Origin of the sequence: Parabacteroides sp. AF19-14, from assembly GCF_003635485.1 — a bacterium.
In the GTDB taxonomy this organism is placed as follows: Bacteria; Bacteroidota; Bacteroidia; order Bacteroidales; family Tannerellaceae; genus Parabacteroides; species Parabacteroides distasonis.
The window spans coordinates 60082-78386 of sequence record NZ_QTMJ01000025.1; the positions used below are offsets into that span (position 1 = coordinate 60082).

The following is an 18305-nucleotide window of genomic DNA, read 5'->3' on the forward strand; positions in this document are numbered from 1 at the left end:
AGACAAGGGGGTGCAGTTCTAAGTGAACCGCACCCCCTTGTTGTTAGTTCGTTTCTACCACTCCATCCTTGATATGGATCACCCGATCCGTGTTTGTAGCCAGTTGTTCGTCATGCGTCACGATGACGAACGTCTGGTTCATCTGGTCCCTCAATTCGAAAAAGAGGGCGTGCAACTCTTCCTTGTTCTTGGTATCGAGACTTCCGGAAGGTTCGTCGGCGAGGATAACCGCCGGGTTATTGATAAGCGCACGGGCTACCGCTACCCGTTGCTTTTCTCCGCCGGATAGCTCGGCGGGCTTGTGTGCCATACGATCGGAGAGTTTCAAGAAGTCCAGCATCTCTTTCGCCCGCTTCTCGGCTATGGCCGATTTCTCCTTGGCGATCAGGGCTGGGATCATCACGTTTTCCAAGGCCGTGAACTCCGGCAGTAATTGATGGAACTGGAAGACGAAGCCGATATTCCGGTTGCGGAAAGCCGCCAACTCCTTATCGCCCAATCGTCTTGTCTCCGTGCCATTGATAACCAGCCGTCCGCTATCCGGTGCGTCGAGCGTGCCGATGATTTGCAACAGGGTTGTCTTACCCGCCCCACTGGGGCCTACGATGGCGACAACCTCGCCCTTGTTTATCGTGAGGTCGATGCCTTTCAATACTTGTAAGGCTCCGAAACTTTTCGTTATTCCTTCGGTTTGTATCATATCAAGTTTCTTAGAACGTGCGAGGCAAGGAAACAACCGAACGTTGCCGGCATATAAGAGACCGTTCCCGTGGTCGTACGTTTACATGTTTCGTTTTCAACTTCGATCACGGCGTCCGGATCGGCGAACTCGGTGGAAAATACGACGGGAATCCCCTTGCTTACGCCTAGAGGACGCAACCGTTTCCGCACCGCTTTCGCGAGGGCGCAATTGATTGTCTTGGAGATATCCGCAATCCGTACCAAGGACGGGTCTACCTTAGCGCCCGCCCCCATGGAGGACACGATGGGGATCTTATGGATATATGCTTGGTACATCAGGTATACCTTGGGACTTAGGGAATCGATGGCATCTACCACGAAATCGAGAGGGGCCGATAGGAGTACCTCCTCCGTCCGCTCGTCTCGCAGGAATTCATTTAGGACGGTTAGTTGCAACTGGGGATTGATATCGAGCAAACGCTTGGCTACGACCTCGGCTTTCGGCATCCCTAGGGTGGAATGAAGGGCGGGCAATTGGCGGTTGATATTACTCTCGTTTACCGTATCGGCGTCTATGATTGTCATCTTTCCTATTCCGGCCCGGCAAATCTGCTCGGCGGCATAAGCTCCCACACCTCCTAACCCAACTACCAATACATGGCTACATGATAAGCGCTCCATACGCTCGGCTCCAAACAAAAGTTCCGTCCGTGTATTCCAATTGTAACTCATTTATATACTTTTGAGGACAAAAGTAATCAATTGTTCCGGTTCCTCCAATACTTGCTTTTATCCGAAAGCTTTGTGTCTTGTTACTGTATGGGCGTTGCAGTATTACTGCATCAGCCTTGCAGTACCACTGCAACCCGGGTTGCAGTGGGTGGATTGCGTCAGATGGGTTGAATATGAAAGACCGATCCTCCGTCGGAGGCCAGCGGAAGGGTGATTTTATCCCTGTTGGTGATCTCCTTAACCTCTTTTACGAGTTTGTTCGAGTCTATATTCGTATCTTCAGCATCTTTATAGATCGTTATCTTATATTTCTTGTCCTTATCCAAGAACTTGAGGTCTACATCGATACTGCGTGCTTGGCTGTTATTGATCGTACCGACAAACCAATCCTCTCCCTTTTTGCGGGCGATCGTTACGTATTCATTGACGGAAGCGTTCGGAACGACTGTTTGGTCCCAAGTCGTAGGCACGGCTTTTAGGAACTCGAATCCCGGTTGTCCCTCGTAAGCCTCCGGCGTATCGCAAATCATGCCGAGATAGCTTTCTAATACCACGTACATCGCTAACATATGGCAACGGGTACTCATTACATAAGGGTTACGTTCTTGGTTCTTGAACTTATCCCTTGGCAAAGAGCGGAAACCACCTAAATGATAATCTGTCGCTCCCGCTAATAAACGGGTAAAAGGCATATGGATGTCATGATCCGCATCGGTATCCTTGTCCCATTTACAATGCTCATAATTAAGCGTACCCTCGCGGGTGAACTCATTGGGATAGGTACGGTTCAATCCAGACGGCTTGCAAGCTCCGTGGAATTGCACGAATAGATGATGCTTGGCCGCCTTCGCCAAGAACTCTTCTTGGATGCGGATCATCTCTTGATCGTCTCGATCCATGAAATCGATCATCATACCGGCGATTCCCCATTTCTCGAATTGGGCGAAAGCCTCGTCTATCTTCGCGTACAGAGGTTTCCAGTTGGTCCATAAATGGATACGTACGCCTTGGCTCTTGGCGTAATCGCAAATCTCCTGCATATTGAGGCTCGGAACGACTTTCAAGATGTCCGCTTTCGGACCCGGAGAACCGAATCCGGCTCCATCCTCGTCATACCAAGCTTGCTCGGCGTTCCCGTAGATCGAGTGATAATCCAATCCGTTACGGGCTACGAAATCAATGTAATATTTATTCGTGGGGAAATTGTTTCCGCCAAGGAAAGTCGTATCTGGAACGACATTCCCGTTCCACCACGTAAAAGTAGTCTTACCCGGCTTAATCCAAGACGTATCCTCTATCTTACAAGGCTCATTGAGATTCGTAAGGATATTGGACGCTATCAAGGAACCGATTTGATCGCTGATCATCAAGACCCGCCAAGGAGATTGATGGGGTAGGGATGCCTCTACCTTGATACGCTCTTGTCCCAGTTTAGGTGATAGTTTCCCGAGAAGAACCCCGTTTTCTTTCCATAGGTACATACCGGCGTAATCACGAACCGCCGCCTCGGTAATCGCCATATAAACATGGTTCGGGAAAGAGAACAGGGCGGGCATATCCATCAATCGTTTATTATCCATGTCGGCATAATCCGTGACCGTATATTTACCTTCGTGGGAACTTTGGTAGTTGGGGAGGAATAAAGTGGTTACGTTCGGGTTACTTTGTAGGTTGAAGGTGGTTCCCTCGTCATACATGATATACGAATCCCATCCTTTTTGCTTCGGAAACTCATAGCGGAAGGCGATACCGTCATCGAAAGCCCTTACGACCAGATTAATCTTGCGAAAAGGCTGAACGGTTTCCTCTAGCGGGATGATTACCTCTTTGGAAAGGCTATGTATATGTTTCGCCTTACCGACGATCAGTTCATAGGTCTCTTCTTTCGTGCTGAACACCGGCTTGCTCATCTTCAGCTTCTCGCCAAATGCCCCGTTATCGAATGTCAATGTCAGCGGGGAGTCTTGGATCAGCATTTGCTTATTGAACTCTATGTTATATACCGGACTTTTTTCCGTTAGGGCCAGCGAGAATTTGATCTTGCCATTCGGCGAGGTCAATCGTACGTTCTTGTTCGCATAGATAGAAAGGCTGAATAGCGTGAAAAATAAGATTAAGTAGATAGATTCTTTTTTCATGGATACTGATTTTATGTTTCAAAGATAATGCTTACTAATTAAAATTCCCTCTTTCTTTTGAAGGAATTCATCTAGTTGTAGAGACGGGGAGTTTAATTAGGTGTGTTTTGGGGGTGGATGAGTTGCTTCAGCAAATCTTTAAGATGAATCGTTTCATTCTTGACCAATGGATGGGTCCAATAGGAAATGCTTAAGATATAACCGAGCGTGATAAACAAGAAGAACATAGAGTAACGTAGCCCGATCAGATCTCCAAGTCCACCAATGATGAACGGAATCAATGCCCCACCGAAAATACCCGTACACAAGATACCGGAAAAAGCCCCATGATGCTTATCCACGGAGTTAAGGGCTAAGGCGAATATCACCGAAAACATGATCGAGATCGAGAAGCCGCAACAAGCGAAAGCGATAATCGCTACTTGCGTAGGACCGAAGAGCGCTATCGCTAAATTAAGGATCGCTATCATCGAGAAGATACGTAACATCAGCTTTGAGTCGATTAACTTAACGATCACCAATCCCAACAAGCAGCCGATGGACATCAATCCCCAGAACCAAGCAACCGTAGTAGCCCCGGCTCCTTCCGGGCTGACCCCATGATACATATTCAAGAAAAGGCTCATCCAATTCGCCAATCCTTGCTCGGTTCCCACATAAGCGATAATCCCTAAGAAATAGAATATAACTTGTTTTTGCCTGAGCAATTCCTTATAATTTTGTATCGTTCCCGCCTTCTCATCTTCCTTTAATTCTACTTTCGGGAATTTGACATAAGAGATAACCACTAACATGATGACAAAAACAATCGTAAAGATAAAATAGAGCGAGCTCCAAGGTAAGCTCTCCGGCGTTATCCCTTTGAGGAAACGGATGAAGAAGTCGTTTGCCGAATCCTCACCGGTTAATTTCCGCATAAGTCCGGCCAAGACGAACGGGCTCATGAAAGAAGCGGCCCCGAATACGATCTGGGCCAATACCTGATTAAAGGCATATTTTTTCTCTCCACCCGCCTCACGCATCAAAGGCAATATGATCACCTGTAGCATCGCCATGCCCAGACCGATAGCGAAAAGGGAAGTTAATACGATAGGGTAGGTCGGGAACATGACGAAAAGCCCCGCACCCAAAAACGCCAGACTGAAAGCGATCAATAAGGAAATCTTTCCCCCGAAACGCTCGATGATCATTCCTGCCGGGATCGACATGATGCCATATGCCAAGAAAAATGAGAACGGTAAGAATGCGGCCAATGTCAGGCTCAGCCCAAAACTATCGATAATCATCGGTAGCATAGGGCCTAATATATTGGTAACAAAAGAAATGACAAACCAAATACACAAGATGAGGAGTACGATCCAATTATTCTTATTCATGATAGATAGATTCAATGATTAAACACCAATGCCGCCGCCCCGAGGCATCCGGCCTTATTTCCTAATCGGGCAAGCTCGATAGTCGTGAAGTACGAGGTTTCCTTCATCACGTATTTCCCGACCTGCTCCCGTATATTGTCAATGTAGAAATCTCCGGATTCCGAAATGCCTCCGCCGATAATCACCTTTTGCGGAGCGAAAATGTTGATAAGGCTCGCTACGCCTAGGGACAGATTCCGGAAATGATCCTCCATAGCGAGTACGGCCTCTTTCTCCTGAGCTTTATAGCGCTCTACTATATATTTTCCATCGATACGGGAAGGTATCTCCCGTCCGTTCTTCTGCAATAATTGCCGATATAAGGTGATCAACGCACTTACGGAAGCGTGTGCCTCTAGGCAACCGGACGCTCCGCAAGTACATTGATTCCCATTCAGACCATGAATAATTAAGTGCCCAAGTTCGGTGCCCCGGTTCCGGTAGCCGCCATAAAGCCGGCCGTTCAAGAACAAGGCGCCCCCTATGCCGGTACCCACCGTCAGGAAAACGATATCGGAGAGACCTTTAGCCGCCCCATATATCACCTCGCCCAACCCCATAAGGTTTGCGTCGTTGTCGATGAATACCGGTAGATTAAATTCCGCTAACGCAAGATCCAATTGTTGGTTATCTAGTTCAGGAAGATTATTGGCAAAGAGAACCACCCCATTATCTACTACGGAAGGTACACCTATGCCAATTCCGTAAATCCCCCAATCCCGGGAACGGGCGTAGTCTGTCATTTTCCGTACGATACTTTTTATGGTATCGGATAATGGGCGTGGATTCTCTTTTGATTGTGTGGTTTCCGACGATTCGTAAAGAATGTCGCCATTCTGGTTCACAAGAGTATATTTTATGCTTGTTCCTCCAATGTCTAATGCGATAGCGTATTTCATGATAATTGTAAAAGCTTAATTAGAACTATGCGCCGCTTCCCTGTCGATCAGGCAAATCACGTTCGGGTGCAGCCACAATAAGGAGGCCGGCAACTCCGTCGAGATCTTCTGTTCAAGGAAAGCTTGAGTAATCTCCCTTTTCTTTATCCCGTTGATAAGAAGGATAATCAGGCGTGACTGAAAGATATTCGCCATGCCCAATGTCAGTCCGTATCCCGGTTTCTCCGTATCCCCGGCGATCATGGGATGTTGCAAGGATTTCTGGGACAGATGAGCCACATGGCAATTCGTATGTAAGGAAGGAGCCGGCTCGTTCAAGGCGATATGGCCGTTCATCCCTATTCCTAATATACAAATGTCGATAGGGCCTTTTTGATCCAGTATCTGTTGGATCCGCTCACATTCCGCCTCAGGGTTCTCCGGATCGCTTTGGAACGCTATATACCGGTCTTCCGGGATTTGAAGCGGACCTACGAAATAGTTCCGTAGATACGACTCGCACGTACCCGGGTGGTCCATCGGGATTCCTCCCCATTCATCAAGCTTTAGTACCGTGAATTGGGAGAATAATTCCGGTTGGCGACCGGCTTCCTCTACCAGCAACTCATACATCCGGGTAGGAGAGCCCCCAGTGGCGGCACAAAGCGTAAGTGCCTTGTGCTGCCCTAACTCTGAGGTAACAATCTCTTTTGCCTTAAGGCTTAATGCCTCATAAGATTGACAAATCTCTATTCTCATACGATTTTAGAGCTCTTTGATTCGGATATTGCGGAAGCAAACACCATAACCGTGGTCTTGCATACCGATGTAACCCGGTTGTTTTCCGCATTGTAGCATCAAGTCGTAAGCTTCCGGGCATTTCTCCGGACTCGTGCTGAACTTGCTGAACTTACTATGATCCACTAATGCGCGCCATACCGGTGTACCGAACTGGAATTCCAGCACTTTCACGTCGTTCATGTAATGGATCACGCGTTGGTTATAGACAACGATTCTCGTCTTGTTCCAGTTTCCGTACGGTTTTACGGGTTGTGGATCCGGCATAATCATGTCATATACGGCACCGGCCTGACGGTTACCGTCGCAACCTTCCCATGCGTCCGGCATATTCTCGTTGTCGAGTAACTGATATTCTGGGCTGGAGTAATAAATAGGTGTACCCTCAATTTCTTGCGCTGTATAGAAGATACCGCTATTACCGGCCTTGTCGATCTTCCATTCGATCTCGAAAACGAAATTTTTGAACTTCTTGTCGTAGATCAAGTCGCCGAAGCCCGTGTCTGCCTTATTGTCGCTACCTTTATAGGTGATCGATCCGTCTTCAACCACCCAACCTTGGGGTACATCCTGACGGCAATAGCCGCGCCATCCGTTCAAGGTCTTGCCGTCGAACATGGTGATCCACTCGCCTCCCGTAGGGATACCGTCGCTATCGAGGGCTTGGGCTTGGGCGGTTTGCGTTCCGGCATCGTTGGTATTACCGCCGGAGGTACATGACAGGGCCGACGCGAATAAGGCTACGGCCATAATACTGCTATAAATCTTTTTCATCGCTATTATGAATGTTTGTTGTTTGTTAGAAACTTGTTAGATAATTATTAGGAATTTGTTAGGTTCCTGTTAGGTTACCGTTAGATTCCTGTTAGCTTTTATAACTTCAGGTCTTCCCATCCATTGCGGTATTTCCGCTTGATGAATTGGTTCGCCTGCTCGAAATTGGTGATACGCATATTCGCTCCATCCCATAGGAAAGTCTTGTTTCTTCCCGGATAGATGAAGCCTTCACGCTCTCCGTAGATCGAGTCGTTATGTTTCACTTGTTCCCGGATATTATGGCTCCGTAAGATCAAGTTACCCATCAATACGGTCTCAGTCAACGGACCGGCGTATCCTTCGAACGGAGATTCTACGTTTGCCTTATCGTACCCTGCGATACAAGAGTCGATCCATGCCCAATAGTGGCCATTCGTACCCCCTTCGATACGTTTATATTTATGAGGAATGTTCACGTCTTTGTCGAATAAAGGTTTCTTGTTCGCCTTTACCCCCTTCGGCCAGAATCTTGGATCGGAACCACCCCAGCCACAAGAAGCCATACCTTTCGTACCTACGAATACGGTTGCGCCTTCTACGTCCATCATATCCAAGTCTCCCATCGTGCAGGTCATATCGGCATCTGGGTCGATCTCCTCGAAACGTTCCGGCATGATACCGCCGTCCATCCAATACAGACTCAAGTCGCTTCCGTCTTTCTTCTTGAATTTATAACGGATCGAGCTGGCTACCGGGCAACTTTCAGGATAATAGGCTTCTTCGAAGATACCGGAGTAAACATTGGTCGTGCTGCAAGAAACCTCGGTCGGATAACCTAATTGAAGCAATTTGAATGGAGGGCCGATGATGTGGCAACCCATATCTCCAAGAGCGCCTGTACCGAAACGCCACCAACCACGCCAGTTGAACGGAACCAAATTATCCACATAGTCTACATACTCCGCTGTTCCTAACCATAAATCCCAATTCAAGCCTTTAGGAACAGGCGGTTTCTGGTTCGGCCAAGGAATACCTTGTGGCCATACGGGGCGGTTGGTCCAGCAATATACTTTCTGGATGTCACCCAACAGATCTGCCTCGAGCCATTCACGAAGGGTACGCATACCGTCGCAAGAGTTACCTTGGTCACCCATCTGGGTCACGACCTTATATTTCTTGGCAGCCTCGGTAAGGATACGTGCCTCGTAAATATCGTGCGCGATCGGTTTTTGCAGATATACGTGCTTACCCATCCGCATAGCGCCGAAAGCTTGGATCGCATGGTTATGATCCGGGGTGGAGATACATACGGCATCGAAGTTCTTACCTTCCTTCTCGTACATCTCACGGAAGTCGTTAAAATACTTAGCTTTTGGATAGGTCTTGCGAGCGTCGACAGATTGACGGTCATCCACGTCGCACAGACAGGTGATCGCCGCGTTCTTATGCGGCGTATTCATTAAGCTACCCAAATCGGCGGCTCCCATACCGCCGCAGCCTATTTTTGCGATATAAAGCTTATCGCTGGGAGCTACATGTCCTAATCCCGCTACGGTAAAGCTGGGCAGGATCGTAAGGGCGGCAGCGCCTGTGGCTGCCATCCCAAGGAATTCCCTTCTAGAGATTCCAGTCGGACTGGATTGTTTATTTACCTCTTTCATAAATTTGTTCATATTATGATTAATAATTGAATTGGGGTCTAAAGAATTGATATTAAAAACAGACTGATATGATTAGAATGCCGGATATCCCGGGTTCTGAACCAAATTATTGTTCTTCTGCCAAGCCTTGAACGGGATCGGGAAGATCTTACGATATTCCGGAGTCTGTTTCGGCTTCATATATCTCGGTTTCAGATAAGTCCCGAAGCGGATCATATCTTGGCGGCGGACAAATTCGAATGCCAACTCATAACCACGCTCGTTATAAATATCATCTAATGTCACGCTCGTGTAATTATGATCGGAATTACCATAAGCCCTTTCCCGGATAGCGTTTACCAGACGAGTAGCTTCACCGAGATCCCCGCCCATGCGAACCAAGGCTTCCGCTTTCATTAGGTATACATCAGCCAGACGGAAAATAGCGATATCGTTCTCCATATTGGTATTTTGCATGCCTTTCTCATATACCCACTTATTGATACGTGCGCCGTCTTCTTGGTGAACTTCGCCCCACGGAGTTAAGTTACCGTCCGCATCGGTTTTCTCTGTTCCCGGTACCACATTTAAGTCGATCGTATGGATCAAGTCATGTCCTAGGGTCGTTTTCAAAATCTCTCCCGTGCTAGGGTCGATCATCGGGCCGATCAAGAACGAACCTTCGTAACGAGGATCTTCCGTATCAAATGTACGAACAAAATCCGGTTGGGCGTTGATACCGTTCCACATACCGCCGGTGAAACCTAATACATCGGGATCCAGATAATGTAATGTCCAAAGATGGATAGAGTTGCCCCACTCATCGGATGCCTTGTAGCAGATCGGGAGAATGATCTCTCGTGATACCTCGTTATGAACCTCGAAATTGGTTTTCCAATTCGGTTCGATGATATATTCGAGTTTCATGATCTCGTCGCACTGCTCCACAACACCTTTCCAGTTCGGTTCACCGATCCATTCCTCGGCGTTGAGGTACATCTTCGCCAATACCATGCGGGCAGCACCTTGCGTAAACTTACCGTAGCTGGCATCTGATACATCGGAGCGCAAGTTCGGGATGATCTCGGTTAATTCCTTAACCACATATTTATAAATGTCCGCACGGCTTGTGCTGGAGGGCAAGGAGGTATCTTCAAAATCTGTCACTAGTGGAGCGTTACCGAAGATATCTACGATTACATAATACCAGAAAGCGCGTAATCCTCTTAACTCGGACAAGTATTGAAGCTTAAGCTCATCGCTCATGGCTTCGCTTTTCTCTATAATATTATATACGGAGTTAACCGTAGTTAGGCCTCCCGTACAATAATCCCAGCAATTTTCTACAGAGTAAGAGTTCGGTTTCCAGCTATGCATACATTGTTCCATATACTGTCCACCGTCCCACCAGTCACCACCTACACGTGTCGGTGCCATCAAGATATCGGCTGTCATATCGGCCGCCCCCCAAGGACCGTCGTAGGCTAGCATATTTTTCAAAGATTGATATGCCGGAGCCATGATTGCGTTGATCTGCTTTTCCGTTGTCCCGAATTCGTCGGTAGGAAGTTTGTCGTATACGTTCTCGTCCAAATCCATGCAAGAGACAAGCGCTACCGGAGCGAGTACGGCACATATTATATTTTTGAATAATCTTTTCATGATCGTTACTGTTTATGTATTAGAAATTCAAGTTTAATCCAACAGAGAATGTGCGTGCCTTCGGATAAAATTCACGAGGTTCTACACCCGGGGTTAAACCGTCTCCTGAATCCATAGGGACTTCGGGATCAAGACCTTTATATTTCGTGATAACGAATAGGTTTTGTGCCGTGAAATAAACACGGATACCGTTCAAAGCTTTGATCTTATAACCTAAAGTCAAGTTGTCGAGACGCATAAAAGATCCTTTCTCTAAATAATAGTTGGAGAATCTAGGAGTTTCGCTTAACGTATAGGTCAATGGATCGTCCAGCGCATTCGTTCCCGGCAGGAATCCGGATTGAGCGTATGCCATGCGGGTCGCGTTCAATATATCATTACCGATCGTTCCACGCAAGAAAAATGATAAGTCAAAATTCTTGTAACGGAAAGAGTTGGTGATACCGTAAGTCAATTTCGGCTGTGCGGAACCGATGTAGTCGTAATCCGCCGGATCGGAAATCTCGCCGTCGCCGTCTTTATCTACCAAGATATATCTACCGTTCTCGTCAATACCGTTACAAACCAAACCGTAGAATTGTCCGATAGGGCGTCCTTCTTCCAATACGTGCGTACCACTGGAGCTTCCACCCCGGATGAATACGTCACCTAATAAGATCTTATCCATCGTGAATACATCGTTGGATAAACGAGTTACCTCATTTTCATTGTGAGCCAAGTTCAAGGAAATGTTCCAGTCGAAATCCTTTGTGCGGATAGCGTCTGCGTTCAAACTCAGCTCGATACCCGTATTACGCATATCACCTACGTTTGCCATGATCTTATTATATAAATAAGGAGGGGTTGGTACCGGATAGGTATAAAGCATGTCAGAGGTCTTTTTGTTATACCATTCGATACGACCTCCTAGGCGGCTATCCAATACGGAGAAATCAAGTCCGATGTTCAACATCGCTGTTTGTTCCCATTTTAGGTCCGGATTGGCGTTCTGGCTGATCTTATAAGAAGGCAACCAAGAACCGGTATCATAATATACACCATCTGTGCCGTAAAGCTCGAGGGTTTTGTAGGGGTCCAATCCTGTTTGATTACCAGTGATACCATAACCGACACTTAACTTTAAGTCGTTAAGCCAGTTTACTTTTTGCATAAATGATTCTTGGGTGATATTCCAACCCACGGAAACGGAAGGGAAGGTACCCCATTTGTTATTCGTTCCAAATTTGGAAGAACCATCCCGGCGTACGGTAGCTGTCAACATATATTTCTCATTGAAGCTATAATTGGCTCTTGCGTATAAAGAGATCAGGCGACTTTGCCATTTCTCAGACTCCGCATCTCCGGGGTTCAGGTTTTGTCCTGCGGCCAAATTGTTAGCGCCTAATAAATCAGTGACGAAACCACGGGTCTGTACGTGAGTCTCCTCATAGTTCTCCTCTTCCCAAGAATAACCGATCAAGGCATTGATCTTATGCTTATTGAACTCGGCCGAGTAATTGGCGGTCCATTCCATCAAATCCTTATCACGCAATCTCGACCAACGTTCGGCCTTACCGCCATCGTTGTAGCCGGCTTGAGACTCGATGCTACTGTATTTACTCTCATCTTCCGTGTTCCGGCTTTTAGCTAAAAGAACTTTAGCCTCTAAGCCATCGATAATCGTATAACCGACATCAGCGGTTCCATAGAAATTATTGATGCGGTTCTTATGTGTATTCTCTTTCTGGTTACGTACCGGGTTTCCTTGGTCGTATTCACGTGTGTCGAACCAAGATCCATCCTCTAGCTTAACCGGACGTACGGGAATCATATTGTAGGCAAGCAAGAAGTTTGTCGTATTTGTCGGTGCGTTATCCGTAACGGTAGCCACGCCGGTGATGCTTACTTTCAAACGATCCTCCAGCGCACGTTGGGAGAATTGGAAACGGGCGTTGTAACGGTTCATGGAGTTATCGCATGCGATACCTTCACGTTGCATATAAGAAAGGGAACCTCTATAGTTATGGTGTGAACCACCTCCTGATAAAGACACGGCATGATCCTGTTGGAAACCGATTCTCGTGATCTCGTCGAACCAATCCGTGTTCGCTCCCATGTCAAAATCCTTACCATCCTTACCCGGGGTAGAGGAAGTATAGCTACGCCATTGGTCCGCCGTCAGCAGATTCGGCTTGTTGGCCAAGGTAGATACACCGAACGCTCCATTATAAGCGATGGTCGGTTTGCTGGCGTAACCTTTCTTCGTAGTGATAAGGATAACACCACCCGCTGAACGGGAACCATAGATAGCGGCTGAAGACGCATCTTTCAAGATAGAGATAGATTCGATATCCTGCGGATTAACCGTAGACATGTCCATGCCCGGTACATTATCGATAACAACCAACGGACCTTGGTCCTTTTGCAAGGTTGACATACCTCTTAATTGAATCGTCGAGTTGCCCGTTACGTCGCCGGAACCCGTATTGATCGTTAAACCTGCCACCTTACCTTGTAACAAATCCGCTGCGTTACGAGTCAGACCTTGGTTGAAATCCTCAGCGGTCACATTGGTGATAGAACCGGTAATCTCACGTTTTGTCTGTGTACCGTAACCTACTACGACTACCTCGTCCAGTTTTTGAGTGTCCTCTTTCAGGTTTACATTGATCTCGTTTTTGCCGCCTACCGGTTGCAACTGTGTCATGTAACCGATATAGGAAAACTCAAGGGTCGCGTTTGAGGATACTTCCATCATGTATTTACCGTCCAGATCCGTAATCGTACCGTTGGTCGTGCCTTTCTCGACAACGTTAGCGCCGATAATAGCGTTTCCTTCCGCATCTTTAACGACACCGGTAATACGTTTTTTAGTTTGCTGGGCGACAATGTTTTTATTAAATACATTGATATTCCGTCCTTCGATCGAATATTTCAAACTCGTGTTGCGTAGTGCTTGCGATAAGATATTTTCTATGGACTTATCGGTTGCGTTCACGCTCACTTTTACGTTCTTTACGTCAGAATCCACATAGAAGAATAAGAAATCGCTTTGTTTTTCTATAATAGCGAATAGATCGGTTAGCGGGGCCTGATCTGTCTTCACGGAAATCGTTACAGATTGTGAATAGGAATTAGTCGCTACCGCTTGGAACAGTGTCAAGAAAAGTAAAATAAAGGACATTTTTAGGACCGAGAGCATTTTTTTTAAGTCTTCGGACCTAAAAGACCTATAATACGAAACATTTTCCATATTTTTGTACTGATAAAAGGTTGATAATATGCGTCTGCCACAAAATTTGGTCGTGGAGTAGCAGAAGCAGGAATTAATTCTTTTTAATGGGGCCGGCTGTATTTTTGCAGCCGGTTTTGTTTTTTTGAAAGATATGATCCGTGTTATCTCATAGGCATTGCTTGTTTTTTTAAGATGTGTTGATATTTTTATTTTATTGAATATAGTAAGTTCCATCTCTTTGTGACCATTTGATCGGCAAACTGCGAGATATTACTTGTAAAATCTCCTTTAAAGATTGATCCTCGCTGAATGTTCCGGATACAGTGACATTCGGGTCCAGCAATCTCTTGTTTTCTATATGGATCGGGATCTCGTATCTTTTCTCAAGCTCATTCAGCAAGGTACAAAGCGCTATTGATTTATACTTTAGCAAGCCGTCTTTCCATGCCAGATTTTCTTTTGCGTTGACGGATTGGATATCAATCTTGTTCGTTGAACGGATGAATGTAAGTTGCTGGTCGGGAGCGAGTAAGACTTGTTGTGTCGGGCTTTCGAAACGGATAGACCCTTCCAGCAGGACGGCTGTGATCTGATCCTTCCCTTTATCGGCTTTTACACTAAAGGTCGTTCCTAATACCCGTATGGAGGCATTTCCCATATCGACGATGAAAGGTCTTTCCGGATTTTTCGCCACCTCGAAATAGGCTTCTCCTTCCAAATTAACCTTTCGCTGATCCGTACCGTATGCGTCAGAGTAGGTAAAGCGACTATTCCGGTTCAAAATGATCTTCGTACCATCATCCAATGTAAAATGAGATTTATTTTTATCGGTTATATAGGTATAGAATTGCTGAACCTTCCCTTCCCGGGTATTTAAGTGCGTCGTAGCGAAAAACAGAACAAGAAAGGCGATTGCCGCCGCAATGGGAGTAGCGATGAAACGGATCAGCCTCAATCTCTTTTGCCTGCTTTGATCGTCGATCTTCTTTCTCAAATTATCGAGGGACACATTAGGCATTAAGGAATGGCTGAACGAGACTTCCGCATCCCAATAACTCTTTAGCAACCGAAATTCTTTTTTGTTCTTTTCGTCTGCGTTCAGCCATTCGCTCAGCGAAAGAAAATCTTCCGAGGAGCTGTTGCCACTTAATATCCTTGTGATAATATGATCTATGCTATTCTCCATTTTAAGTTGTTTCTATACTAATAGTCGCAACCAAATTTGAAAACCCTTAGTGGGAGCATAGATTTTTTACTTATTTTTTTCGTAGCTCATACACGAGTTCTTTGTATTCGGGGATCGCGTTGAATGAGGGGCATTGTTTGATCCATTCATCCGGCGAGATCGTCCCGTCTCCGTTTAAGTCCTCCGAGAGATCCCGGTGCCCACAGACCCATGAGCCGGGAAAGCAGATTAAGAGATGCCGGATCAAACGTAACAACGAGGTCTTTTGAGCCTGTGTGCGGGTATCCCGTGGCTGTCCGGTGATGTCCAGTCCACCCTCGTAGCAAATCCCGATGCTGTGTTTGTTGTGTCCTCTCGCATGAGCCGGAATTTGCTCTAGCGGGCGCAGGTTCACCACTTCTCCCGATTTACGGATGTAGAAGTTGTAACCGGCACGGAGGAATCCCCGTGCCTTGTGGTCACTCTCCAGTTGCTTCGGGCTATAGTCCGTATTCTCACGGGTTGCCGAGCAATGAATCACGATCAGGTCAATTTTTCTCATATCTCGTCCGGGCTTTCGCTATCAGAACCTGCGCTCTTTTTCGTAACCTCCAGAGGCTCGAAATTCACCTCATTGCGGGTAGTCCGCAGGGCCGAGCCCGGGAAAAAGATAATACGTGCCCCCTTTATCTTGGTGGCGTCGAAGTCCTCGGGCGTATTCGTTCCTTCGGAGTTAATAGACATACGGAAGTTTCCAAATTCTCCCAATTGCACCACGTTGCCGGAGGAAAGTTCCAGATCCATCGCCCAGTTTAATGAATCGAGCACCGCTTTCACGTCCGCCGACGAAAGCGTGGAGCGAGAGCAAATCAGTTTACATAATTTGTTGAGGTCCGAAGTCCCCGACGTTTTAGCGATCGCGTAGTTCTTTACTGAGTCTTTCTCTGCGCCGTTCAATACCTTACGCTTTACTACTTTAAATTTCACTGCCATAATTTTGAATTTTAAAAGGTTAATTACTAATGACAATGCAAAGATAGAGCCTCTGAAAAACGGGAATCGGCGAGTGTCGGTGAGTGTCGGGATATGTAAGTAGTAGTCGGTTTACTTGTTATTCTGGTTTTTTATTACGTAATTTGCGTTGCGTGAATTGCGTAATGCAAATAAGATGCTGAATATGAATAATCCTTTTTTAATAGTTGGTTATCAAGGTCCAGAATATTTTTGTGATCGGGAGAAAGAGACAGAAGTGATTTTATCCGCTCTTCATAATGGGAGAAATATCACGTTGGTAAGCCCTCGCCGTATGGGAAAGACCGGTTTGATCAAGAATGTTTTTTATACGCTACAAGAAAAGGAGAAGAATGCCAAGTGCTTCTACTTAGATATTTTCTCTACTCAAAATTTGCGTGAGTTTGTCGCTTTGTTGGGAAGGGAGATCTTAGGTAAGCTGGATAGTCTCTCTCAATCTACGCTGAAGACCTTGCTTTCTTTTTTTAAGAGTTGCCGTCCCGTGATAACAATGGATGAGTTATCGGGCATTCCGTCTGTATCCTTGGATATCGTCCCTTCGAAAGAGGAGGAGACGCTGAAGGAGATTTTCGACTACTTGCGGCAGTCTGGAAGAGAATGTTATCTGGCTATTGACGAGTTCCAGCAAATCATGGAATATCCGGAGAAAGGGGTGGAAGGCCTATTGCGTTCTTATATTCAATTTTTGCCGAATGTTCATTTTATCTTTTCGGGGAGTAAAAAGCACTTGATGGAATATATATTCTTCTCAATCAAGCGCCCCTTCTATCAATCCACCCAAAAATTATTTTTAGACAAGATCAGCAAGGAGGTGTATTTTTCCTTTGCCCATTCTTTCTTCGAGAAGGAAGGGAAGGAGCTTCCGGAAGAAATATTTGATAAGGTGTACACATGGGTAGATGGGCATACTTGGTATGTGCAATATCTTTTGAACCGTCTCTTCGCTTTACCGGAAAAAACACTTTCTCCGGAGCTTCTTGATTCTCTCATGATGGAGATCTTACGGGAAGAAGAATATACCTACCAGACTTATTTCCAATTGTTGACATTTAATCAAATCCAGCTATTGAAAGCGATCGCCAAGGAAGGGATCGTCCGGGAGGTCAATGCTGCCGCCTTCATCAAAAAGTATGATTTGAAGGCGGTGAGTAGCGTGAATACTTCCTTAAGGATATTAATAGATAAGGAGTTTATATTGAGGCAACCGGATGGGTATATCGTGTATGATAGGTTCATGTCTATTTGGCTCAGCCGGATATGACAACGGATGAAAAATATTTAGTTGACACAGTTTGCTCGTACTACCAAAAATTATTCCTTAATATTACGATGGGATTATCTTCTTCTGCCAATTTCTGGAGATCTTCCCTATACAATAGTTCGTTAAGTTTTGAATTAACAAATAAAAAGTAGGTCAAGTCCTCCCGATTCATTATATTAAGGGTTTCCACATCCTGAAAAAATGAATCTGAACGAACTTGACCAACATTTAGAGCTAATAAATAGTGTGCTGCTTAAATCTGCGGTAAAGCTAAACAAATGGCGTGAGAAGTTTATGCTTGAAGTCCTACTTTTATATTTGATTATCCCCGGGCGGATTAATTTCCTTCAACCGGGTCGTTATGGTCGCTTTGGTGAACAACGCTATCGGACCTTCATGCCTGCTTCCATCCGGAAGCGGTTCAAACACCGCCGATAAAAACACCGGAGCAAGTTACATACACATTAATAGACTGGTATCTACATGTGCCGTGTACACGCAAGGAAACACTTCAGCGACTGGCAAACTATGTGGTTGCGGATACCTACTTCTCCAAATCCACCTTTGTGGATGGCGCACTCGAAATGGGATTTCATGTAATCAGCCGATTTAGAGATGACGCCTATTTCCGTTATCTCATCACGGAAGAGCCTACAGGTAAAAGAGGGCGGCCTAAATTATATGACGGGAAAATCGAGATGGAGCACTTGGAAGAGGGCAGATTTGAAATCATCAATTTGGAGAATGGGCAAGGACGTATTCTTTCAGCGGTAGTGCATTCACTTTTTGTTCTTTAAGTGCCCGGTTGTCGATAGCATCTCAATGGGATAGGGTTGGTATCTCAAAGGGATAGGTTTGTAAAGTCAATGGGATAGAGGTGTTGTCTCAATGGCTTTACGGCCGTGTCCCATTGACTTTTTTGTATCCCGTATT

General features: G+C 46.0%; 15 protein-coding genes. 2 read left to right on the plus strand and 13 right to left on the minus strand.

The window, feature by feature from the left end; all coding sequences use genetic code 11:
- Positions 1 to 43: 43 nt before the first annotated feature.
- From DWX33_RS19105 to DWX33_RS19165, 13 genes are all read right to left on the minus strand, one after another.
- Entirely contained in the window at positions 44 to 700 is a 657-nt protein-coding gene (locus DWX33_RS19105; protein WP_008778861.1) for an ABC transporter ATP-binding protein, read from the minus strand.
- A complete protein-coding gene (locus tag DWX33_RS19110) occupies positions 697 to 1413 on the minus strand; it encodes a ThiF family adenylyltransferase (RefSeq protein ID WP_122380872.1) in 717 nt (238 codons plus the stop codon). Before DWX33_RS19110 ends, DWX33_RS19105 begins: the two co-directional genes overlap by 4 nt.
- A gap of 158 nt (positions 1414 to 1571) precedes the next feature.
- Entirely contained in the window at positions 1572 to 3551 is a 1980-nt protein-coding gene (locus DWX33_RS19115; RefSeq protein WP_122380873.1) for a glycoside hydrolase family 97 protein, read from the minus strand.
- 92 nt (positions 3552 to 3643) lie between these two features.
- Positions 3644 to 4927, minus strand: a complete 1284-nt coding sequence (locus DWX33_RS19120) for an MFS transporter (RefSeq protein WP_122380874.1) — start codon at positions 4925 to 4927, stop codon at positions 3644 to 3646.
- Positions 4928 to 4938: 11 nt separating this feature from the next.
- Positions 4939 to 5865 (minus strand): ROK family protein, encoded by a 927-nt coding sequence (locus DWX33_RS19125; protein ID WP_122380875.1) that lies wholly within the window; start codon positions 5863 to 5865, stop codon positions 4939 to 4941.
- 15 nt (positions 5866 to 5880) lie between these two features.
- Positions 5881 to 6603 carry a galactosamine-6-phosphate isomerase gene (locus DWX33_RS19130; protein ID WP_008773295.1) on the minus strand — a complete coding sequence of 241 codons (723 nt, stop codon included), beginning with the start codon at positions 6601 to 6603 and terminating at the stop codon, positions 5881 to 5883.
- 6 nt (positions 6604 to 6609) lie between these two features.
- A complete protein-coding gene (locus tag DWX33_RS19135) occupies positions 6610 to 7416 on the minus strand; it encodes a DUF1080 domain-containing protein (protein WP_122380876.1) in 807 nt (268 codons plus the stop codon).
- Positions 7417 to 7514: 98 nt separating this feature from the next.
- Positions 7515 to 9059: a Gfo/Idh/MocA family protein gene (locus DWX33_RS19140; protein WP_122380877.1), complete on the minus strand. Its 1545-nt coding sequence runs from the start codon at positions 9057 to 9059 to the stop codon at positions 7515 to 7517.
- A gap of 72 nt (positions 9060 to 9131) precedes the next feature.
- Positions 9132 to 10700, minus strand: a complete 1569-nt coding sequence (locus DWX33_RS19145) for a RagB/SusD family nutrient uptake outer membrane protein (RefSeq protein WP_005863947.1) — start codon at positions 10698 to 10700, stop codon at positions 9132 to 9134.
- A gap of 19 nt (positions 10701 to 10719) precedes the next feature.
- Complete coding sequence (locus DWX33_RS19150) at positions 10720 to 13863, minus strand: SusC/RagA family TonB-linked outer membrane protein (protein ID WP_122380878.1); 3144 nt, start codon at positions 13861 to 13863, stop codon at positions 10720 to 10722.
- Between the two features lie 262 nt (positions 13864 to 14125).
- Entirely contained in the window at positions 14126 to 15100 is a 975-nt protein-coding gene (locus tag DWX33_RS19155) for a FecR family protein (RefSeq protein ID WP_005863952.1), read from the minus strand.
- A 70-nt stretch (positions 15101 to 15170) separates the two neighbouring features.
- Entirely contained in the window at positions 15171 to 15641 is a 471-nt protein-coding gene (locus DWX33_RS19160) for an N-acetylmuramoyl-L-alanine amidase (protein WP_008773299.1), read from the minus strand.
- Complete coding sequence (locus tag DWX33_RS19165) at positions 15638 to 16072, minus strand: HU family DNA-binding protein (RefSeq protein ID WP_005863956.1); 435 nt, start codon at positions 16070 to 16072, stop codon at positions 15638 to 15640. Before DWX33_RS19165 ends, DWX33_RS19160 begins: the two co-directional genes overlap by 4 nt.
- A 184-nt stretch (positions 16073 to 16256) precedes the next feature.
- On the opposite strand from DWX33_RS19165, the gene DWX33_RS19170 reads away from it, so the two are divergent.
- Both DWX33_RS19170 and DWX33_RS19180 read left to right on the plus strand, forming a co-directional pair.
- Positions 16257 to 17372, plus strand: coding sequence for an ATP-binding protein (locus tag DWX33_RS19170; protein WP_005863959.1), 1116 nt, complete (start codon positions 16257 to 16259; stop codon positions 17370 to 17372).
- A gap of 485 nt (positions 17373 to 17857) precedes the next feature.
- Positions 17858 to 18169 (plus strand): transposase, encoded by a 312-nt coding sequence (locus DWX33_RS19180; protein WP_229100401.1) that lies wholly within the window; start codon positions 17858 to 17860, stop codon positions 18167 to 18169.
- Positions 18170 to 18305: the final 136 nt, after the last annotated feature.